Annotated in this window: 18 protein-coding genes; 6 read left to right on the top strand and 12 right to left on the bottom strand. The window is 71.6% G+C overall.

Annotated features, from left to right (window positions below; genetic code table 11):
- Window positions 1–147: 147 nt before the first annotated feature.
- Window positions 148–1290 carry an aminoglycoside phosphotransferase family protein gene (locus SGFS_RS04160; protein WP_286247706.1) on the bottom strand — a complete coding sequence of 381 codons (1143 nt, stop codon included), beginning with the start codon at window positions 1288–1290 and terminating at the stop codon, window positions 148–150.
- Window positions 1291–1524: 234 nt separating this feature from the next.
- Between SGFS_RS04160 and SGFS_RS04155 the strand changes: the two genes are divergently transcribed.
- Window positions 1525–3018 (top strand): DNA-binding protein NsdB, encoded by a 1494-nt coding sequence (locus SGFS_RS04155; protein WP_286247705.1) that lies wholly within the window; start codon window positions 1525–1527, stop codon window positions 3016–3018.
- Window positions 3019–3036: 18 nt separating this feature from the next.
- Here SGFS_RS04155 and SGFS_RS04150 read toward each other — a convergent pair whose 3' ends face one another.
- On the bottom strand, window positions 3037–4473 hold the full coding sequence (locus tag SGFS_RS04150; RefSeq protein ID WP_286247704.1) for a PP2C family protein-serine/threonine phosphatase: 1437 nt from the start codon (window positions 4471–4473) through the stop codon (window positions 3037–3039).
- Window positions 4474–4886: 413 nt separating this feature from the next.
- On the opposite strand from SGFS_RS04150, the gene SGFS_RS04145 reads away from it, so the two are divergent.
- Window positions 4887–5300, top strand: coding sequence for an SsgA family sporulation/cell division regulator (locus SGFS_RS04145; RefSeq protein ID WP_286247703.1), 414 nt, complete (start codon window positions 4887–4889; stop codon window positions 5298–5300).
- A 38-nt stretch (window positions 5301–5338) separates the two neighbouring features.
- Here the strand turns inward: SGFS_RS04145 and SGFS_RS04140 are convergent, their stop codons facing one another.
- The 3 genes from SGFS_RS04140 to SGFS_RS04130 form a co-directional block, all read right to left on the bottom strand.
- Window positions 5339–6436 carry a baeRF3 domain-containing protein gene (locus tag SGFS_RS04140; RefSeq protein ID WP_286247701.1) on the bottom strand — a complete coding sequence of 366 codons (1098 nt, stop codon included), beginning with the start codon at window positions 6434–6436 and terminating at the stop codon, window positions 5339–5341.
- A 241-nt stretch (window positions 6437–6677) separates the two neighbouring features.
- Window positions 6678–7217 carry a DUF4232 domain-containing protein gene (locus SGFS_RS04135; protein ID WP_286247699.1) on the bottom strand — a complete coding sequence of 180 codons (540 nt, stop codon included), beginning with the start codon at window positions 7215–7217 and terminating at the stop codon, window positions 6678–6680.
- Between the two features lie 124 nt (window positions 7218–7341).
- On the bottom strand, window positions 7342–8943 hold the full coding sequence (locus SGFS_RS04130; protein ID WP_286247697.1) for an alpha/beta hydrolase: 1602 nt from the start codon (window positions 8941–8943) through the stop codon (window positions 7342–7344).
- 417 nt (window positions 8944–9360) lie between these two features.
- Between SGFS_RS04130 and SGFS_RS04125 the strand changes: the two genes are divergently transcribed.
- Window positions 9361–10209 carry a GNAT family N-acetyltransferase gene (locus tag SGFS_RS04125; RefSeq protein WP_286247695.1) on the top strand — a complete coding sequence of 283 codons (849 nt, stop codon included), beginning with the start codon at window positions 9361–9363 and terminating at the stop codon, window positions 10207–10209.
- Between the two features lie 540 nt (window positions 10210–10749).
- Here SGFS_RS04125 and SGFS_RS04120 read toward each other — a convergent pair.
- The gene (locus SGFS_RS04120) at window positions 10750–11931 is read right to left on the bottom strand and encodes an MFS transporter (protein WP_286247693.1); all 1182 of its coding nucleotides are present in this window, start codon (window positions 11929–11931) and stop codon (window positions 10750–10752) included.
- 60 nt (window positions 11932–11991) lie between these two features.
- Between SGFS_RS04120 and SGFS_RS04115 the strand changes: the two genes are divergently transcribed.
- Together SGFS_RS04115 and SGFS_RS04110 are read left to right on the top strand one after the other, a co-directional pair.
- Window positions 11992–12441, top strand: a complete 450-nt coding sequence (locus SGFS_RS04115) for a MerR family transcriptional regulator (RefSeq protein WP_286247692.1) — start codon at window positions 11992–11994, stop codon at window positions 12439–12441.
- Window positions 12442–12493: 52 nt separating this feature from the next.
- Window positions 12494–13288 carry a GNAT family N-acetyltransferase gene (locus SGFS_RS04110; protein ID WP_286247690.1) on the top strand — a complete coding sequence of 265 codons (795 nt, stop codon included), beginning with the start codon at window positions 12494–12496 and terminating at the stop codon, window positions 13286–13288.
- A 15-nt stretch (window positions 13289–13303) separates the two neighbouring features.
- Here SGFS_RS04110 and SGFS_RS04105 read toward each other — a convergent pair whose 3' ends face one another.
- The 6 genes from SGFS_RS04105 to SGFS_RS04080 form a co-directional block, all read right to left on the bottom strand.
- The gene (locus SGFS_RS04105; protein ID WP_434026173.1) at window positions 13304–14203 is read right to left on the bottom strand and encodes a GNAT family N-acetyltransferase; all 900 of its coding nucleotides are present in this window, start codon (window positions 14201–14203) and stop codon (window positions 13304–13306) included.
- Window positions 14204–14272: 69 nt separating this feature from the next.
- Complete coding sequence (locus SGFS_RS04100) at window positions 14273–14536, bottom strand: GlsB/YeaQ/YmgE family stress response membrane protein (RefSeq protein WP_286247689.1); 264 nt, start codon at window positions 14534–14536, stop codon at window positions 14273–14275.
- 162 nt (window positions 14537–14698) lie between these two features.
- Window positions 14699–15241 carry a nucleoside/nucleotide kinase family protein gene (locus tag SGFS_RS04095; RefSeq protein ID WP_286247687.1) on the bottom strand — a complete coding sequence of 181 codons (543 nt, stop codon included), beginning with the start codon at window positions 15239–15241 and terminating at the stop codon, window positions 14699–14701.
- Complete coding sequence (locus SGFS_RS04090) at window positions 15242–16462, bottom strand: aminoglycoside phosphotransferase family protein (protein WP_286247685.1); 1221 nt, start codon at window positions 16460–16462, stop codon at window positions 15242–15244.
- Window positions 16463–16634: 172 nt separating this feature from the next.
- Window positions 16635–17090 (bottom strand): SPW repeat protein, encoded by a 456-nt coding sequence (locus SGFS_RS04085; protein ID WP_286247682.1) that lies wholly within the window; start codon window positions 17088–17090, stop codon window positions 16635–16637.
- 211 nt (window positions 17091–17301) lie between these two features.
- Window positions 17302–17880: a sigma-70 family RNA polymerase sigma factor gene (locus SGFS_RS04080; RefSeq protein ID WP_286247680.1), complete on the bottom strand. Its 579-nt coding sequence runs from the start codon at window positions 17878–17880 to the stop codon at window positions 17302–17304.
- A gap of 102 nt (window positions 17881–17982) precedes the next feature.
- Here SGFS_RS04080 and SGFS_RS04075 point away from each other — a divergent pair, with 102 nt between their 5' ends.
- Complete coding sequence (locus SGFS_RS04075; RefSeq protein WP_286247678.1) at window positions 17983–18987, top strand: MerR family transcriptional regulator; 1005 nt, start codon at window positions 17983–17985, stop codon at window positions 18985–18987.
- The last annotated feature ends 97 nt before the right edge of the window (window positions 18988–19084 follow it).

Raw genomic sequence — 19084 nt, 5'->3', positions numbered from 1 at the left:
AATGATGCCCAGAGCAGGGTGCTTCGCCCGGGAAGCGGGAGGCGCGAGTGGCGAACGATTGGCCGGACGCAGGACCAGTGGCCGGACATGACGAAGGTCCGTGGTGTGCCGCTGTCCAGGGCACACCACGGACCTTCCTTTTTCCCCTCAGCGAGTACCGACCGCCGCGCGCACGGCCTTGCGGGCCATCTGGCAGTCGTCGTGCAGCCGCCTCAGCAGCAGCCGCTGTTCCTCGCCGGACGGCGCAGCACCCGGGTGGGCCGGTCCCGGTGCCGCCGGGGTCGTGTCGTGCATCGAACGCTGCACGGCCGTCTCGTAGGTACGGATCTCACGGGTCAGCACGAGCATCAGGTTCACCAGGAAGGCGTCGCGCGAGGCCGGGCCCGCCGACTGCGCCAGCTGACTGATCTGCCGCCGCGCCATCGGCGCGTCACCGAGCACCGCCCAGAGCGTCGCCAGGTCGTACCCCGGGAGATACCAGCCCGCGTGCTCCCAGTCCACCAGCACTGGACCGGCCGGTGACAGGAGGATGTTCGACAGCAGGGCGTCGCCGTGACAGAACTGGCCCATGCCCTGGCGGCCCGACGCATGCGCGATGCCGTGCAGCAGCTTCTGCAGATCGCCCATGTCCCGGTCGGTGAGCAGACCCAGCTCATGGAATCGGGAGATCCGCTCCGCGTAGTCCAGCGGTGCGTCGAACGTCCCCGCCGGTGGCCGCCACGCGTTCAGTCGGCAGACCGCGCCCAACGCCGCCCGGATGTCTGCGCGGGGTGGGGCCTCCACCGGATGCCGCTGCAGGGCGGCCACCCGGCCCGGCATTCGCTCGATGACCAACGTGCAGTTGTCCGGATCCGCTGCGATCAGTCGCGGCACCCGCACCGGAGGGCGGTGTCGCACGAACGAGCGGTACGCGGCTATTTCGTGCCTGAGCCGTTCCTCCCAGATGGAGGAATGGTCCAGTAAGCACTTCGCGACGGCCGTGCTGCGCCCTGTCGTACCGACGAGCAGCACCGAGCGGCCGCTGCGGCGCAGCACCTGCACCGGAGTGAACTCCGGACAGATGCGATGCACCGAGGCGATCGCCGTGCGCAGCTGCGCGCCCTGGGGGCCGGACAAGTCGAGTCTCCCGCTGAGCGGTTGGGTGCCGAGCCCCGGAACGCGCCGCGTCCGGCCGGCGCCGAGCACCGGAGCCGCCGTGCGGGTGGGGTCGAGGTAGGGGCCGCCGCTCCCCGGCTGGCGGGGGTGCAGCGACCGGGGAGGGGCGGACACGGAGGACGATGCTGCGTACATGGGCGATACAGATCCCTTCGTGTGCCTGCGATGTCACGCGCTACCCGCCCCGGCCGTCCAGGCGCACCCTGGGGAGTGCCCCTGGGGTCGACCGGGTCGGGGTGGCGCTTTCCTACCTGACACCCGCATGGCCGTGGCACACCATGTAGCGAGCCCTGGCGAAGCCTGGCGAATAGTCCCGCAGCAACTGACAGCGGGCTACTGTCAACTCAGCCGAGAACCTGGGGGCTTGACGTGAGCGGACAACCCAACACCCGACTCGCAGACCTGTTCGGCCTGGCCGGCTGGTCCAAGGGAGAGCTCGCGAGATCGGTCAACCGGCAGGCGGCGGCCATGGGCCACCCCCAGCTGGCGACCGACACCTCACGGGTGCGGCGCTGGATCGATATGGGAGAGATCCCGCGCGATCCCGTGCCGAGGGTGCTGGCGGCGCTGTTCACCGAGCGTCTCGGCCGTGTCGTGACCATCGAGGACCTCGGTCTGGTGCGGCACGGGCGCGCGGGGAAACGGCCCAGCGGCGGGAGCGCGGAAGCTCCCGACGGCGTGCCGTGGGCGCCCGAACGAACAGCCGCGGTCCTCACCGAATTCACGGGAATGGACCTCATGCTCAACCGACGCGGTTTGGTGGGCGCGGGTGCCGCGCTCGCCGCGGGTTCCGCACTCAGCAGTGCCATGCACGACTGGCTGCACACCGATCCGGCACTGCAGGCCGACGCCCCTGATATCGACAACCCTCTGCACGCCGACCCCGCCGGGTTCGACCGCTACGAAGCCGCCCCCATCGGGTTCCAGGAGATCGAGGAGCTGGAGCGCTCGGTCGAGGTGTTCCGGGCCTGGGACGCGGCTCGCGGCGGCGGGCTGCAGCGCAAGGCGGTCGTGGGACAGCTCAACGAGGTGGGAGGCATGCTCTCCTACCGCCACCCCGACCCTCTCCAGCGGCGCCTGTGGGGCGTCGCGGCCAACCTCGCCGTCCTCGCGGGCTGGATGTCGCACGACGTCGGCCTGGAGCCCACGGCCCAGAAGTACTTCATCATCGCCGCCCACGCGGCCAGAGAAGGCGGCGACCGGCCCCGTGCCGGGGAGGCACTCTCCCGGGCGGCCCGGCAACTGGTGCACCTCGGCAAGCCCGACGAGGCGCTAGACCTCATGAAGCTCGCCCAGTCCGGCTCCGGCGACGAGGTGCTGCCGCGCACCAAGGCCATGCTCTACACCGTCGAGGCCTGGGCACAGGCCTCCATGGGCAAGGGCCAGGCCATGCGGCGCACCCTCGGCCAGGCGGAGGACCTCTTCGTCTCCGACCGGGGCGACGTCCCCCCGCCGAGCTGGATGCAGATGTTCAACGAGGCGGACCTGTACGGCATGCAGGCCCTGGCCTACCGCACCTTGGCGGAGCACGAGCCGGCCGCGGCCAAGCACGCCCGGCACTACGCGGCGAAGGCCCTGGACCTCAGGAGCGGAGCCCAGGAAAGGTCGCAGATCTTCGACTACCTGTCGATGGCCTCGGCCTGCTTCATCGCCGACGACCCGGAACAGGCGACCGGGTACGCCCGCCTCGCCCTGGCGGCGATGGGCTCCAACTCCTCCCATCGCACCTGGGACCGGCTGCGCCAGATGTACCGGCTCACCGGGCAGTACTCCAGCTATCCGAAGATCCATGACCTCCGGGAGGAGATCAAGCTCGCCCTGCCCAACACCGCGAAGAACAAGGGAGACATCGCACGGGCGTGAAGCCCGTGCGGGCGGGGTTCACGAGCTGACCCGGGCGACGAGCACACACGCGTCGTCCGCGCGTTCCCGCTCGCCGAACTCCTCCACCACCGTGCGCACACACTCCTGGGCCGTACGTGCCGTGCCGAAACGCGGGGCCAGGTCCAGCAGCCGCTGGACGGCCTGCCGGGGGACCAGCCCGTCGGTGTACAGGAGCAGCAGGTCGCCCTGTTCGAGTGTCACTTCCGCCTGCCCGTAGGCGGCTCCGGAGGTCGCCCCGAGCAGGACGCCGTCCGGTGCCGCGAGGACGCGCCCTGTCCCGCCGCGGAACAGCAGCGGGGCGGGGTGCCCTGCCTGCGCCCAGACCAGGGTGCGGGTCGCGGGCCGGTAGCGGCAGCAGACGGCGCTGCCGAGGGCGGGCTGCACGGTGGCGTCGAGTAACTGGTTCAGACAGGCCATCAGCTTGCCCGGCTCGGTGCCGGCCATGGCCATGCCGCGCACGGCGCCGATCAGCGTCGCCATGCCGGAGGTGACGGTGACGCCGTGTCCGGTGAGGTCGCCGACGCTCAGCATGCTCTCGCCGCCGGGCAGTTCAAGGGCGTCGTACCAGTCGCCGCCGATCAGCGCGCTCGTCGAGGACGGCAGATAGTGGGCCGCCAGGTCCAGGGTCTCGGGGCCTTGGCGCGGGAGCCGCAGGGGACCGCCCCAGGGCGGCAGCACGGCCTCCTGCAGCTCGACCGCGAGCCTGTGCTCGGTCTGCGCGATGTGCCGCTGGCGCCTGAGCGAGTCACGGGTCTCGCTCACCGTTCGCTGGCTGCGCCGCAGTTCGCTGACGTCCCGCAGCACGGCCCACATCGAGGCGGTGCCACCGTCGGCGTCGAGCACGGGCTCGCCCATCATGTGCACGGTGCGCACACCGCCGTCGGGGAGCACGATCCGGAACTCGCCGTCGATGCGCTTGGCGTCGATAAGACAGTCGGTGACCATCGCCGCCAGCTCGGGCCGGTCCTCGTCCAGCACCAGCGACGGCAGTTCGTCGAGCGTCAGGGGTGGGGCGGCGGGGTCGCGGCCGAGGATCTCGTACAGCTCCCCGGACCAGGTGGCCTCGTCCGTGAGCAGATTCCACTCGGCGCTGCCGACCCGGCTGAGGAGTGAGTCGCGCCGGGGAGGGGCCGGCACGGTTCGTGGGCCGGGTGCCGTGGCCGGGCCGTCGGTGACCGTGTTGTCGGCCACCGGCGGGGGGCCTTCCCGCAGCTGGCCCAAGTGTTCGTGCAGGTCGTTGAGTTGATGCAGCGCCAGGTCGTACAGGGCGCGCTGCCACCGCTCCTCGGGGTCCGTGCCGTCGACGGGTGCGTCACGTCGTACGGCGTCGACGTCGCCGCGCAGTCGCCGCGTCTGCGAGATGAGCGCGTCGACCGTGCCGCGCGACGGCGGCTGGGCGGTTGGGCTGCGATCCGCAGAGAGAGGGGACGGCATCACGTACTCCGATGGGGGATGGTACGACCAACGCTGACGGAAGGGCCGTTACGACTGTTGCACAGCCCGAGACGCGCTGTAAGGGATTTGGCAAGACCCGATACGGCGGTGCTCCTGGCATATGCCGCAGTCCTTGCGGGTGGGGTGTGCCACGACAAGTGGGTGCGCGTCCGAAGGGGTCAAGTCGTAGAGATGGTACGTGAATTGACGGATAGTCGGAGGGGATCGTCGCCTCACTCAATCGTGTGTTCGAGGGTCATTTGTGCGGGACTGTTCGGCCGTCCGGACGGCCATCATGAGTGACATGGGTCACAGGGGTCAATCCAGGGAGTCGTGTCGCGCGAAAGCCCTTCGCGAGGTCGAAGAGGCATGTCGGCGCACCGGCCGACCTTCACCGAAAACGGAGACCGTTCATGACCGTCACGCTGGAACAACCCGCCCGCGCCGTTCTCGTCACGGCCGAGGACCAGGAAGTCCCCGTGACCGCCACCCTCCGCTACGCCTCCGACGACCCGCTGGCGGCGCACATCGACTTCCCGGCCGACATCTCCCTCAGCGGTGACGTGGTGTCCTGGACCTTCTCCCGTGGACTGCTGGAGGAGGGGCTGCGGGCGCCCGCCGGGGCGGGCGACGTGCACATCTGGCCCTGCGGCGGAGGCCGCACCGCGGTGGAACTCCACTCCCCGTACGGCATGGCCCTGCTCCAGTTCGAAGCCCCGGCCCTCCGCCGCTTCCTGCTGCGCACCTACGCCGTGGTCGCCTCCGGCAGGGAGAACCTGGGGCCAACCGTCGACCGGGGCCTCACGGCTCTGTTGGGCGGCGTCTGAATCAACCCCATGCCTCCCAAGCCCCAGGCCTCATGCCCTCAGTACCTCAGCACCCCCGCGATGCCCCGAGCCTCGCCCAGCGCGCCGTCCGGGACGAAGCGGACCTCGGCTCCCGTCTCCAGGCACTGCTCGACGATCTCGTCCACGATGTCCTCGCGGGTGTCGCGGTCGCCGCTCTCGGCCGGGACGAGGTGGTCCCCCGCGGTGTCGCGGACGGTCACGCGGTAGTTCTCCTCGACGGCGAGGAGGCTGATCCGGCCCTCGCCCGCGTTCTGCCACACCTCGTCGACACCGGCGGCGAACGCCTTGCGCCCCTGGGCGGCCTCCAGTCGCCGGGCCACGGAGTCGGCGTTCCTGCGGTCCTCGGCGGCGACCAGCGGCCGCACCGCCTGCCACACGGCGTCGGGGGTGCCGTTCGCGAGGCCGCCGTGCGGGATGTGGGTGGCGTCCTTGGAGACCGTGCCGATCTCGTCCAGGAGCGACAGCGCCGCCGTCTCGCCGGTGACGTACAGGGGGCGCGGCTGTTCGCGCAGGACCCTGGCCATCGCGGTGTCGGCGTCCCGCAGGAAGTGATGGGTGCCCTCGTCGCGGTAGGTGCTCGGCATGTCGCCGATCTGTTGCTGGCGCTCGGCGTCGAAGTTCTCGCGGGTCCTGGTGAGGGGAAACCCGTCGGAGCGCGACTCCGTCACGCGGTCGGCGCCGCCGTTCCACAGGGTGACCCGGTCGGGTGAGACCGACAGCACCCAGAAAGGGCGCTCGGCGGCCTGCGCGGCCACCAGGTTGCGGGTGAGGAACGTGTCCGACAGCACCACGCGCTCCGGCACCGAGCGGGCCAGCGACCAGACCTGGTGCTCACCGGGCGCCGCGAAGATCACCAGGCCTTCCTCGGTGTGCGCGAGGTCCACCTCGGCGAGTGCCTGGTCCAGTTGCCGGGCGACGTCGTTGCGCCGCTCACGGGTGACCGAGGGATCGGCCTCCAACTGCTTCTTCGCCTCGGCCACCACATTGCGCAGCCGCACCGGATCCTGGGCGTTCTCCGGCTCCCGGCGGTGCGTCGGCGCCAGCACCGAGACGGCCGGATACGGCCGGGGTCGGCGCAGTTCGGTCAGGGTCGCGGGACTCAGGGCATGCTCCATGTCTTCACGATAGGACCGAATCCCGTATCGGGCATTTGGGGTAACAAGCCGCGGGGGACACCGCGAGCAGCCGGCGCACACCCCGAGTCACACCCGCCGGGACGACTGCGAGAGTACGGTCCCGACGCCGGGTGACCTGGCGGCGTGCGCCGGAGCGCGGGGGCCCTGGGGCCTGTGTTTCGGATCTCGCCCGAGCCGCAGGCGCCGACGCCCGAAGCCGGCGAGATCCAAACGGCAGGCCCTAGCCGACGGCCTTCTGGAGCGCCTTGTCGGCGGCGGCCTGCGACGGCTTCCACCAGGTCGTCACGGGAATCCAGACCTTCACGACCTTGGCCGCGCCCATCTCCTTCGCGGTGAACGTACGGCCGTTGTAGGCCGGGTTGGCCGACACGGTGATCGTCTTCACGCGGCGGGCCTCGGGGTCCTTCAGGTCGGCGATCGTCCGCACCGACGCGTACACCGTCTTGCCGGCGCCGACCTTGTACGGGGCGCTGTCGCCCTGCGGCACCGGCAGCGCCGCGCCGTCCAGGTCGCCGAAGGTGACGGTGGGGATGCGGTCGACGGTGCAGGTGCGGGTGCTCGTGTTCTTGACGCTGATGTGCACGACCCTCGGGTCCTTGGACACCTTGGCCTTCAGCTTGAGGACCTTCGCCTTGCAGACCGGGACCTTGACGGCCGACTCGGCGGCGAGGCCCTGCGGCGCGGCCGTCAGCAGCAGCGCGGCACCGGCGGTAGCCGTGGTGGAGAGCACGAGAAAGGAACGGGCGGAACGGATGCGCATCGGTGGAATCCCCCAGTTTTGGTCATGTACGGGTGCGGCCCAGGCAAAGGCGACGCACACCCAGTGTGACGCGGCAAACGCTCAAGTGGTTGTACGGGAGAAGCCCGTGTTACACAGCCGATGCTCAATCGTCGGGTCCGCAGGAACTTCCGTCGGCCGGCAGCGATCCGTACAACAGGAACTCGTCGACCTTCTGGTGCACGCACTTCGACGATCCGTACCCCGTGTGCCCCTTGCCCTTGTTGTCGAGGACCACGACCGAGGACCCGAGCCGCTCGGCCGTCTCCACGGTCCAGCGGTACGGGGTCGCGGGGTCCCCCCGGGTGCCGACGAGCAGCATCTTGGGGGTGTCGAGGTCCCGCACCTTCTCACGGATGAAGTCCGTGCCCTTGGGACGGCCGTAGCACATCAGCACCTCGGTGAGGCGGTACTGCCCGAACACCGGGGAGGCCTTCTCGTACGTGGCGCGCAGCCTGTCGAGGTCCTCGGTGAGCTGCTCGGACGTGGGCCGGTCGGGGTCGTCCGCGCAGTTGATCGCCGTCAGCGCGGCCGGGAAGTTGTCGAGCGGGACGTCCTCCTCGTCGACGAGTCCGCCACTCGGGCTGGGTGTCGGAGTCCCGCGCTCGCTGTCGGGCCCGGTCGCCGATGCCCGAGGGAATGTGCCGGCGATGCCGCCGCCCGCCAGCGCCATCACGGCGCGGGTGTCACCGTCCAGGACGAGGGCGTTGAGCGCCTGGGTGAGCGCGGGCCACATCTGTTCGCTGTAGAGGGCCTGGCTGATGGCGCCCACGAGGTCCTGGCCCGTGAACTCCTGTCCGAAGTCCGTCGGCAGGGGGTACTCGTCCAGCGAGCGGACCAGATGGACGACCTGTTCACGGGCCGAGCGGGCGTCCTGGCCGAACGGGCAGGTCAGCTGCTCTGTGCAGGCGTCGAGATAGTCCTCCAGGGCCTTCTGCTGCCCCTTGGCGCCGACCAGGCCCTGCTCGGTCAGCGGCTCGGTGAGGGTGTCCACACCGTCGAGGACCATCCGCCCGACCTTCTTCGGGAACTGCGCCGCGTACACCGCGCCCAGCCGGGTGCCGTACGAGAAGCCGAGATAGTTGAGCTTCTTGTCACCGAGGGCCGCGCGCATCACGTCCATGTCGCGGGAGGCGTTCACCGTGCCGACGTGCGGCAGCACCGGGCCCGAGTGCTTCGTACAGAGGTGGGAGGCCTCCTCGAGCCGCGCGAGCGCGGCCTCGGGGTCGTCCGCGTCCGCGCCGTCGTCCGTCGCCTCCAGGGCCTCCTCGGTGCCGTCGCCACAGCTGACGGGGGAGGAGCGGCCGACACCGCGCGGGTCGAAGGTCACCACGTCGTAGCCGTTGGTGAGGTCCATGAAGTCCTTGGCGCCGTAGGACAGTTCGCCGACGCCCGGACCGCCGGGGCCGCCGAAGTTCAGCAGCACCGAACCGCGCGAGTCGCCCGTCGCCCGGAAGCGGGCCATCGCCAGGTCGAGCGTGCCGGCGCCGGGCCGGGAGTAGTCGACCGGCACGGTGACCTTTCCGCACCGCAGGTCCTTGGGGATCTCGGCGCCCTCGCACTTGGACCACTTGATCTTCTGCCGGTAGAAGCGGGAGAGGTCGGGCTCGTCGTCGGCCGCCGCCGTGGCCGGCAGAACGGCGCCGAGCAGGGCCAGCGCCGCGACCGCCGTTCCGGCGAGCGGGCGCCGTCTGTGCGTGGACCGCATGCGTGCCTCCAGGGACCCCGACGGGAACACGGGCTCCGGACACCTGACAGGACACCGGCTGTGCCCACCCGGCGCGAGCACCGGGCGAGGGCGCCGGCACGGATCACCCGGCAGGGACCGGCGGGGACTCCCGGCCACCGGCCGGGGCGCGCCCTCGGATCACCATAGGCGGGCCCATGCGGCCACGCCTCCCGGCGAGCGGACCGCGCCGAGGTGCCGTAGCCTGCGCGCCGCCGCCGTCGTCGCCGGGGACGCCTCTCACCCGTACGCGTGAACTGGGCGTTCCCGAACCCACTGTTGCCCGGCGAAGTCGTCCGCTTTCGGCGTCGCGGGCTCCTGCCGGCGTCCGTCAGGATGCTGCGGGTGCGGCCGACCACCGCGCCCTCGGCCTCATACACATCGACAGGGAGTGCACGCATGACCTCTCCGGGTACCCAGGACCTCGTCGTCGGCCGAGCCACGCTCGACGACTGGCGGGTGGTCGCCCGATGGGCGGGGGAGGAGGGGTGGAATCCGGGGCTGTCCGACGCCGCGTGCTTCTTCGCGCAGGACCCCGCCGGCTTCTTCATCGGAAGGCTCGACGGCGAACCGGTCTCCGCCGTCTCCGTGGTCAACTACGGCGACGACTACTCCTTCCTCGGCTTCTATCTCGTCCGCCCCGACCTGCGCGGCCACGGCTACGGCCTCACCACCTGGAAGACCGCACTCGCCCATGCCGACGGCCGTACGGTCGGCCTGGACGGCGTCCCCGCCCAGCAGGACAACTACCGGCAGTCCGGCTTCGAGCTCGCCTACCGCACCGCCCGGTTCACGGGCGTCGTCCCCGAGGCCGCCGTCCCCGCCGATGTCCGGCCGGTCGAGGACGCGGGAGCCGTCGCGGCGTACGACAGCGCCTGTCACCCCGCCGACCGTCCCCGATTCCTGCGGCGCTGGCTGACCACCGACGGACACCGGGCCCTCGCCCGCGTCGTCGACGGACGGCTCACCGGCTACGGTGTCGTCCGCCCCGGCCGCGACGCGCTGCGCGTCGGCCCGCTGTTCGCCGACACCGCCGAGGACGCCCGGGCACTCCTCCTCGGCCTGGCCGCCGAGGCCGCCGGACGGGAGCTGGCCATCGACGTCCCCCTGCCGAACACGGCGGCCGTCGCCCTGGTCGAGGAGTACGGCCTCGTCCCCTCCTTCGACACGGCCCGTATGTACACGGGCCCGATCCGGCCCTACACGAAGGAGCGGGTCTTCGGGGTGACGACCCTGGAACTCGGCTAGGGCGTGTTTCGAAAGTCCCGTCTGCCCCGTGACGTCTGGCACGGCACCTCGCCGCGTTGTCGGGGTCGTCCGCGTACGCCCAGTACGCGGACGACCCTCCGCCTTGCGATGCACCGCACCAGACGCCGCGGGCCCCGCCCTCCGGGCGGACGACGCCACTTTCGAAACACGCCCTGGGCGCCGCGGCCTGGAGCCCACCCAGGTGCGGGTTCGGAATGGTGCACTGCGGGCACCCTTGTGGCGTGCCCGCAGCCTGCGGCGGCAGCAGGTCCGTTCCGGGAGCCGTTGCCCCGCCGGGTTGGGTGCGGCCGGTTCGATCACCGGCGGGCGCTCGTCCCTTCGGTCCAGCCAGGTCAGCACCGGGTCGTCGGGGGAGTCCTGGCCCGACAGATGCACTTGCCGATGAACGGCACCGCTCGTTCCGCTACGACGGGGCACCGCCCTCGGCGACGAATCGGCGGGCGAGCAGGGCCCGGACTCCCCGCAGGCGATCGTCGCCGCCGCTACGGGAGGCGGCCGTCGGCTTCGCACGACCTTGCGTTAAGGAAAGGCTCGGCGGCGGCCCACCGCCACCACGGTCAGCGCCGCCGCGATCAGCGGGAGGGCCGTCCAGGGGAGCGCCGCCGCGCCCGTGCTCTCCAGGACGAGCCCGCCGGTGAGGGAACCGACGGCGATGCCCGCGTTGTAGACGGTGGTCTGGAGCGAGGTCGCCACATCCGCGTTCGCCGCGCCGGAGGCGTCCACGAGCGCCGTCTGGATGAGCGTCGGCGCCCCGCCGAACGCGGCTCCCCACAGCGCCACCGAGCCGAGCAGCAAGGCAGGGCTGTCGGCGGCCAGCCCCAGCGCGAGCATCGCGGCCACGACCAGGCCCAGGGCGACCAGCAGCGTCCACCGCAGCCGCCGGTCGACCAGCGCGCCCGTGACCCAGATCCCCACCACCGTGGAGGCACCGAAGACGAGCAGCACGACACCCGCACGGCCGAACCCCGCGTGCTCCGCGAAGGGAGCGACGTACGTGTACATCACCTGATGCCCCAGCAGCAGGCACAGCGTCACCGACAAGATCGCGGGGATCCCCGGCAGCACGGCGACCCGCCGCAGCGGCACACGCCCGCCCGCAGGCTCCCCGGGGAAACCCGGCACCCGCCACCACACGCACCCCACGAGCAGTGCCGCGAGCCCGGACAGCACCCCGAAGGCGGCACGCCAGCCGAGTGCGCCGGCCAGAGCCGTACCCGCCGGGACGCCCAGGGACAGGGCGAGCGTGATCCCGGCGAGGACGATCGCGATGGCCCGGCCGCGCCGCTCGGCGGGGACCATCCGGGCCGCGTAGCCGACGAGCATCGCCCAGAGCGTCCCGCCCATGACCCCGGCCGCGAGCCGCGCCGTGAAGATCAGCGCGTACGAGGACGACAGCGCGGTGACCGCGTTGCAACAGGCGAAACCGATCAGCGTGCCGATCAGCACCGGCCGACGCGGCAGCCCGCGCAACGCGGCCGTGAGAGGGACCGCGGCCAGGGTCGACGTGATCGCGTATCCGGAGACGAGAAACCCGACGCGCGCCTCCGGCACCCCCAGGGCGGACGCCATTCGGGGCAGCAACCCGGCGGGCAGCAGCTCGGTGACGACCGCGGTGAAGGCGGCCGTGGCGAGCGCCAGCAGACCGGGCAGTGGCAGGCGTGCGGGCATGGCGGTGCCCTTGACCAGGGATTCGGTGGACATGCGACCATGCTGAAACGTTCACATCAGTGAGAAGGCAAGCACGACCCCATGGGGGCGGTCATGAAGATCGGTGAGCTGTCCGACCGCACCGGCGTCCCCACCAGGATGCTCCGTTACTACGAGGAACAGGGCCTGCTCGCCCCCGACCGCGCGGCCAACGGCTACCGCAGTTACCCCGAGTCGGTCGTCCAGGACGTCCAGCAGATCCGCGGGCTGCTCGACTCCGGCCTCACCACGGAGATGATCCGCGGCATCCTGCCCTTCCTGAACGGCCCCGACGAGATCCACGTCCACCCCGACTGCCTCACCCCTGAGATGTCCGCGCTGCTCACCGGCACGATCGACCGCATCCAGGCCCGCATCGACTGCCTGGGCCGCAACCGGGACCGCCTCAAGGCGTACCTGGCCGCCGTGCGCCCGGCGGAAGCCGTCGGCCGACCGGAACAGGGCGTCTCGGAAGCGGAGCCGTCTGTACGGCCTGGTTCGGTGCGAAACAAGTCACGTGCGTGAGAAGCGGGCGAATTCCGTTGCCAGGGAGAACGTCTGATGATGGAGTGAGCGTATGGATCACGCTGCTGTGCTGGCACTGTTCGACCGGGACATGCGGGAGGGCGCTCGCCCCGACGGTCCCGGTGCCCGGATCGAGCGCGTCGGCGGGGTGGTGCGGCAGGTCGGCTCCGAGAAGGGTTGGAGCGGCATCGTCTGGTCCGACCTGGACGAGGCCCGCGCCGACGGGGCCATCGCCGAGCAGATCCGGTACTTCACGGGTCTCGGACGAGACTTCGAGTGGAAGCTGTACGGCCACGACCTGCCCGAAGACCTGGGGGAGCGGCTGCGGACGGCCGGGTTCAAGGCCGCGCCGGAGGAGACGCTGATGGTCGCCGAGGTCGCCGATCTGACCCTCGACGTCGAGCCGCCCGAAGGCGTACGGATCGTGCCCGTCACCGACCGCGAGGGCGTCGATCTGGTGGCCGACGTCCACGAGAAGGCCTTCGGCACGGACAGCACCCGTATGCGCCATCAACTCCTCGCCCAGGTCACCGGAGACCCCGAACACGTCGTCGCGGTGGTGGCCGTCGCCGACGGCGAACCCGTGAGCGCGGCCCGCATGGAGCTTGTCGCGGGCACGCGCTTCGCCGGTCTGTGGGGTGGCGGCACCGTCGAGAGCTGGCGTGGCCGAGGCGTCTACCGCGCCCTCGTCGCCCATCGCGCCCGCGTGGCCGCCGACCGCGGCTACCGCTATGTCCAGGTCGACGCCCTCGCCACCAGCCGCCCGATCCTGGCCCGCCTCGGCTTCGAGCTCCTGACCACGACGACCCCGTACGAGTACGCGGTGGAGGCCCGGGCGGCGGCGTGACGCCGCCCGGCTCGACTACAGGTCCAGCTGGTACTCGACCGCCCTGTGCGTGGGCCGGTAGCCGAGTGTGTCGTTGACGCGGAGCATGGGCGCGTTGGTCGACGCGGTGTCGGTGAGCAGGGCGCGACCGGGGTCGAGGCGGTGGGCGTGGCGGATGGCCCGCGCCTTCATCCAGAGGCCCAGCCCGTGGCCCCGGTGCTCGGGCAGGACGGCCGTACCGTAGTGCTGTCCGTCGCCCCGGGCCCGGAACACCAGCTCGGAGAAGCCGACGATCGTGCCGTCCGACGAGTCCACCGCGGCGACGGTGTACAGCGTGTCGCCCCGCTTCGCGATCGTCTCGGCAGCCGCCATGACCCGCTCGACGTCCCAGACCACCGTCCCGTAGTCGGTGTCGCCCATGGGCATGTCGTCCATCGCGCGCCGGGACGCGGCGAAGGTCTCCGCCAGTTCCCCGGGCACGACGCCGGTCCACTCCGTCAAGTGGTAGCCGGGGCGCGGATGTTCGGCGATGCGAGTGATGCCGTCGAGGTCGATGTCGGCCGGTCCGAGCCGGGCGTACACCAGCTCCAGCACCTCCCGGAAACCGCGTGCGGCGAGGAACGCGTCGCCGGGGGTGCCCCGTTCGGCCTGCGCGACGACCGCCCGACGCGCTTCGGCGCGGGCCGCGTCGACCGCCGTGCCGAGCAACGCGGTCCCGACACCCTGCCGTCGCTCCGCCGGGTGCACGGCGAGGTCCAGCTCCGCCAGATGCGTCTGCCCCTCCTTGGTGAACAGCCGCAGGAACGCGGAGCCGAGCGGCACACCGGCCGGTCCGGACGCCAGCCAGGCCAGGCGACGGCTCGACGGCGCGGGGTCGGGGTCGGTGAGGGCTGTGATGCGCGGGGGCAAGGCGACTCCGGGGCTGGTCGGTGGCATGGCCGACAGACGCTAGCCGCCGGATTCACCGACCCGCAACGAATTGGGCTCGGTAGGGCCCGTGAGGGCTCAGCGCCGCGCCCTTGTGCGGTCCAGTGCCGCGACGCCCAGAGCCGCCAGCCCGATCTGGATGACCCACTCGATCCAGTCGACCCCGTCCGTGTCGGCGACACCGAACGCCACGGCGATCCCGGAGCCGATGAACGCGGCCACGATGCCGACGAGGATCGTCAGCAGGATGCCGATGCGCTGACGCCCCGGCACGACGAGCCGCCCCAGTACGCCGATGACAATGCCGATGACGATGGCACTGATGATTCCGTCGATCTCCATCTCCGCCCCTTCTCCTCGGGTCCCCCGTATCCATGCGTGTGCCCGCTGAACGCGGGTGCAGTCCGTCCCGCTTCAGGGCGCCTTCGGAACGCCGGTCGGGTGGGACGGGAGAGGACAAGGGGAGACAGGTGCTGCGCACGGAGTGGCCCGGGGGTGGATTCGTCACCCGCCCCTCGTCGTCCAGCCGGTGACGGCCAGTACCTCGGCCGCGATGTCGACCACCGAGCGCCCGTCGGTCGCCACGCGTACGGTGTCGGCGGGTGCCCGCGCGTCGAGCAGGCGCGCCTTGCGGGCACTGCTCGCCAGCTCCCGTGCCAGCTCGGAGCCGATCTCCCGCCCTCTGAGCCGCCGCTCGGTGGTCTCGTCGGTGGCCGTGAGCAGCACCCGCACGATCCGTACGTCCGCGCCCATCGCCCGTCGGAACGTACCGGCGGTCTCGGTCAGCACACTCAGCGTGTTGGTGTAGACGAGCCGTCGGTAGCCGAGGGCCGCGTAATTGCCCCATACGGCCGTCAGGTTGCGCTCGGTGATCGCCGCCCGGTGCGGATCGCCCTCCGGCGCCGGATGCACCTGCCCCATGAAGTCGCCCTCGATGATCGCGTGCGCGAGCTCCGCGACCCGCAGCCGGTCCGAGATCTCCCAGCCCACCGTCGACTTGCCGACCCCGGCCCGGCCGCCGATGAGCAGTACCTCCGCGCGGTCCATCTAACCGGCCACCTCCAGCAGATCGATGCCCGGGCTCCCGGCGCGGCGCAGCGCCGCGCGGATCACCGCGACCGGGTCCCCTTCGTGATACGGCCGCTCCGACGCCTCGATGCCGTCGAGGAACTCCTGGTACCGCACGGCGTACGCCAGATGCGCCAGCGGCTCGGCCGACGCGAGCGCGCGGGCGGGATCGCTCGCCGGGACGTGCGCCTTCCAGGCGTCCACCCAGGCGCGGACGGCGGTCGCGCGCACCGGCTCGGGAAGGAAGTCGTACAGGCGCAGGCAGTCCAGGACCGGGTTGCCCCAGTGGGCGTCGGCGAAGTCCACGACGACCGGTGGTCCGCCGTCGCCGCGCCAGTTGCCGGGGTGGAAGTCGGCGTGTACGACCGTGTCGGGCAGCCCGCACTCGGCGAGCCGGTCCCAGCGGTATGTCAACTCTCGTGCCGCGGCACGCTCCTGTGCGCTGATGTACAAGTCGGTGGTGTTGTCGAGCAGTTCGCGCACCAGCCCGGCGAGGACCCGGTCCCGCCTGTCCCGGAGGCCGTGCGGGCCTCGACCGGCCAGTGCGGCCTGCGCGGCGACGAACCGGCGCACACCCGCCTCGACCGTGGCGGCGTCGGCATCCCAGCAGTCCTCTCCGGGGATGTGCTCCAGCAGCATCCTCCCCTCGCCACTGCCGAGAACGACCGGTACGAGCCCCGGGTCCACCTCGGCGAACGCGGCGATGACCGCGGCCTCGTCGGCGGCGAAGTGCGGCGTCGCCTTGAGCCAGACGGGACCGCTCTCCGTGGGCAGACGGAACAGCCCCGCCAGGTTCCATGTCCGCCGCTGTTCGACGGACCCGGTCACCGGCCGCCCCAAAGCCAGCAGGGTCCGGGAAGCCCAGTCGAGGAGCTCCCGCAGCCCGTCGGACCGGGCCCAGGGCGAACGGAGCGGGTCGTCCCCCGTCAACAGCCCTTGATCCGCGGACTCATGTCTGCACACACTCGGCCTGGGCGGCCCCAACGCCTCGACGTGATACGTCACATGCCCGTCCCGGGCACCCTGCCCACCGTCGACCGTCAGCAGCCGCAGCACCAGCACCGGCACGCCGAGCGCGTGCTGCAACCGACCGACCACCGGTTCGACTTCGGCCCACCATGGGACATCGACGGAGAAGGGGCCCGCGACACCGACGAAGTCCGCACCTGTCGTCACCCACGCGCTGAAAGTCCGAGTCACGGCGTCAGTGTGAGCGGCGCGAGGGCGCTTCGCGAACGAATTTAGGTGTTACGGCCATGGGGCGCGTTTCACGTGAAACGGATAATTCGACACCAAGGCAAACGTCGCCCGTTGCGGAGACGGCCGACCCGCCGGGGCGGGTCGGCCGTCATACCCCTCGCGGGCGTTTCGGTCAGACCGGAGGTGTGCGTGTCGTGCGTGACGTGCCCCTCGCGGAGGCGCCGGCGCACATCAGCCCCAGGATCAGCGCCAGGGCGCCGATGATGATGTTGTTGACGATGACGCCGGTGTCGGGGCTGTCCCCGACGATCCACGGCGAGACGATCATCCAGATTCCCACTGCGCACATGGCCCAGCTCAGGCCGTACATCCTCTCGGGTGCCGCGGTGAAGCCGAGGGCCAGCAGGCCGATCGAGATGCCCACGATCAGGTTGTGGGGCACCAGCGAGGGCTGGCTGGTCGTGTAATGGAGTATCCACGGGGATACGGCGCAGTACAGACCGAGCAGGAACACCGGTCCGTCCACGAGCGCCACATCGCGACCACCGAGCATGCGGGCGTACCGGTCCCGCATTTCGGTTACATCAGGGTGACTGGTGATGTCACTCCTGTGTGAGACGTTGGCCATGACTCGACTCCTTTGAACTCGGCAGGCCTGACCGCGTCTGGTGGGGTATGCGGTAAGCGCCGCGTACGTTCATTCTGCGCTTATTTTGCCTTTATGTGTAGAGGTGAGAGAGGGGGCGGGGCGGCTGTGGTCCCGTGTGTCGACCTTGCTGAGGGGAGCCCCCCGAAGAGCGCCGACTCCCAATCCGGTGTGTCTTCGTCGGTGCGCGCGGTCACGTGCGGCCTTCCTCGCCGAGGCGGCCGCGCAGTCGTCCCAGGCCCCGCCGGGTGTGGCTCTTGACCGTGCCCAGGGGCAGGCCTGTGCGTTCCGCGATCTGGGTCTGGGTGAGGTCCTCGTAGAAGGTCAGGCGCAGCACCCGCTGTTGGGGTGCCGGGAGCCGGGCGAGTTCGGTGCGGAGCAGTACGCGGTCCAGGGCGGCCTCGGGGTCGTCGCGGCCGGGGCCGGTGAGGGGGAGGGCGGTACCCGCCGAGGCGACCAGGTCAGCCCGGCGGGTCCGGGCGGAGAGGGCGTCGGCGATCCGGTGCCTGGCGATGCCGACGATCCAGGCGCCGATCGCACCCCGCTCGGGCCGGTAGCCGTGCCGCCCGCGCCATACGCCGAGGAACACCTGCTGGGTGACGTCCTCCGCCTCGCCGGCGTCGCCGAGACTGCGCCAGGCGAGCGTGTGCACCAGCGCCGACCAGCGGCGATAGGCGACGGCCAAGCTCGCCTCGTCACCCGCGGCCAGGCCCCGCGCCAGTTCGTCGTCGGCGGGCTCGGCACTTCGGCACGTGCTCGGACGCGGGGTCATGGCGTCTGCTCCTCACGATGGGCGGTGCGGACACCCTCATCGTGCGAGGCGACGCGTGAGCGCCTCAACACGCATCGCTTCTGCATCGTATAGTCGGAACTCATGGGTGCATTCACGGACGAAAACCCCGTCGAACCGGGGCTCACCACCGGTGCCCTGGCACGGCGGCTGGGCGTGTCGCCCACGACGCTGCGGTCCTGGGACCGCCGGTACGGCATCGGGCCCGCGGTGCGCCCCGAGGGGAGGCACCGGCGTTGGACCCCGCAGGACGCGACGGTGCTGGAGACCATGTGCCGGCTGACGTCCGCCGGGGTCCCGCCCGCGGAGGCGGCCCGCGCAGCGAAGGAGGGAGCCGGTGCGGGGGCAGGGCCTGAGGCGGACCGCCCCCGGCGTTCACCGGCCCCCGTCGGCCCGCCGCCCCCGGGCGACGTCCGCAAGGAGTGCCGCGGCCTCGCCCGTGCCGCCGGACGGCTCGACGTTCCGTCCGTCGAGGAGCAGTTGGCCGGGGCGGTGGAGAAGTACGGACTCATGGTCGCCTGGCAGGAGGTGATGGTGCCGACGCTGCACGCGGTGGGCCGTAAGTGGGAGTCGTCCGGGGACCGCTACGTCGAGGTCGAACACCTGCTGTCCTGGCACATCTCCACCGCCCTGCGCCGCCACACCCGACCACCCGAATCCCGGCGCGACGCCACCGCCCCCGGCCCGGTCGTCCTGGCCTGCGTCCCCGGCGAACAGCACACCCTCCCACTGGAGGCGCTCAACGCCGCACTGGGTGAACTCCGTCTGCCCACAAGGATGTTCGGCGCGGCGGTCCCCGCCGAGGCGCTCATCGCGGCGGTCGACCGGATCGGCCCCTCCGCCGTCGTCCTCTGGTCCCAGGCCCGTTCCTCCGCGAGCCTGCCCCTGGCCCGCCATGTCGCCGCCACACGGTGGGGAGTGAGGGGCGCGCGCCGACAGCCGGTCGTCGTCCTGGGCGGCCCGGGCTGGCACGGGCACCCCGCGCCCGGGATGGTGCGGCCGTCCGTGCTGAGCGAGGCGGTGGAGATCCTGTCCGGCATGCACGGAAGCGTGGCCCGGACACGGCAGGTGCCCGCGGCATCCGGGTGACCTTGCGCGGGTGGTCCTGAGGGGTGCGCCGACCTGCGGTGCGAGGGGGAGTTCCGCGGCCCCGAACCCTGGCGCTGATGCGGCCCCGGCCCCCGGC

Origin of the sequence: Streptomyces graminofaciens (assembly GCF_030294945.1) — a bacterium.
GTDB classification, from domain to species: Bacteria; Actinomycetota; Actinomycetes; order Streptomycetales; family Streptomycetaceae; genus Streptomyces; species Streptomyces graminofaciens.
Note: the sequence above shows the minus strand (reverse complement) of the source record. Positions and strands in the feature narration are given on the sequence as shown.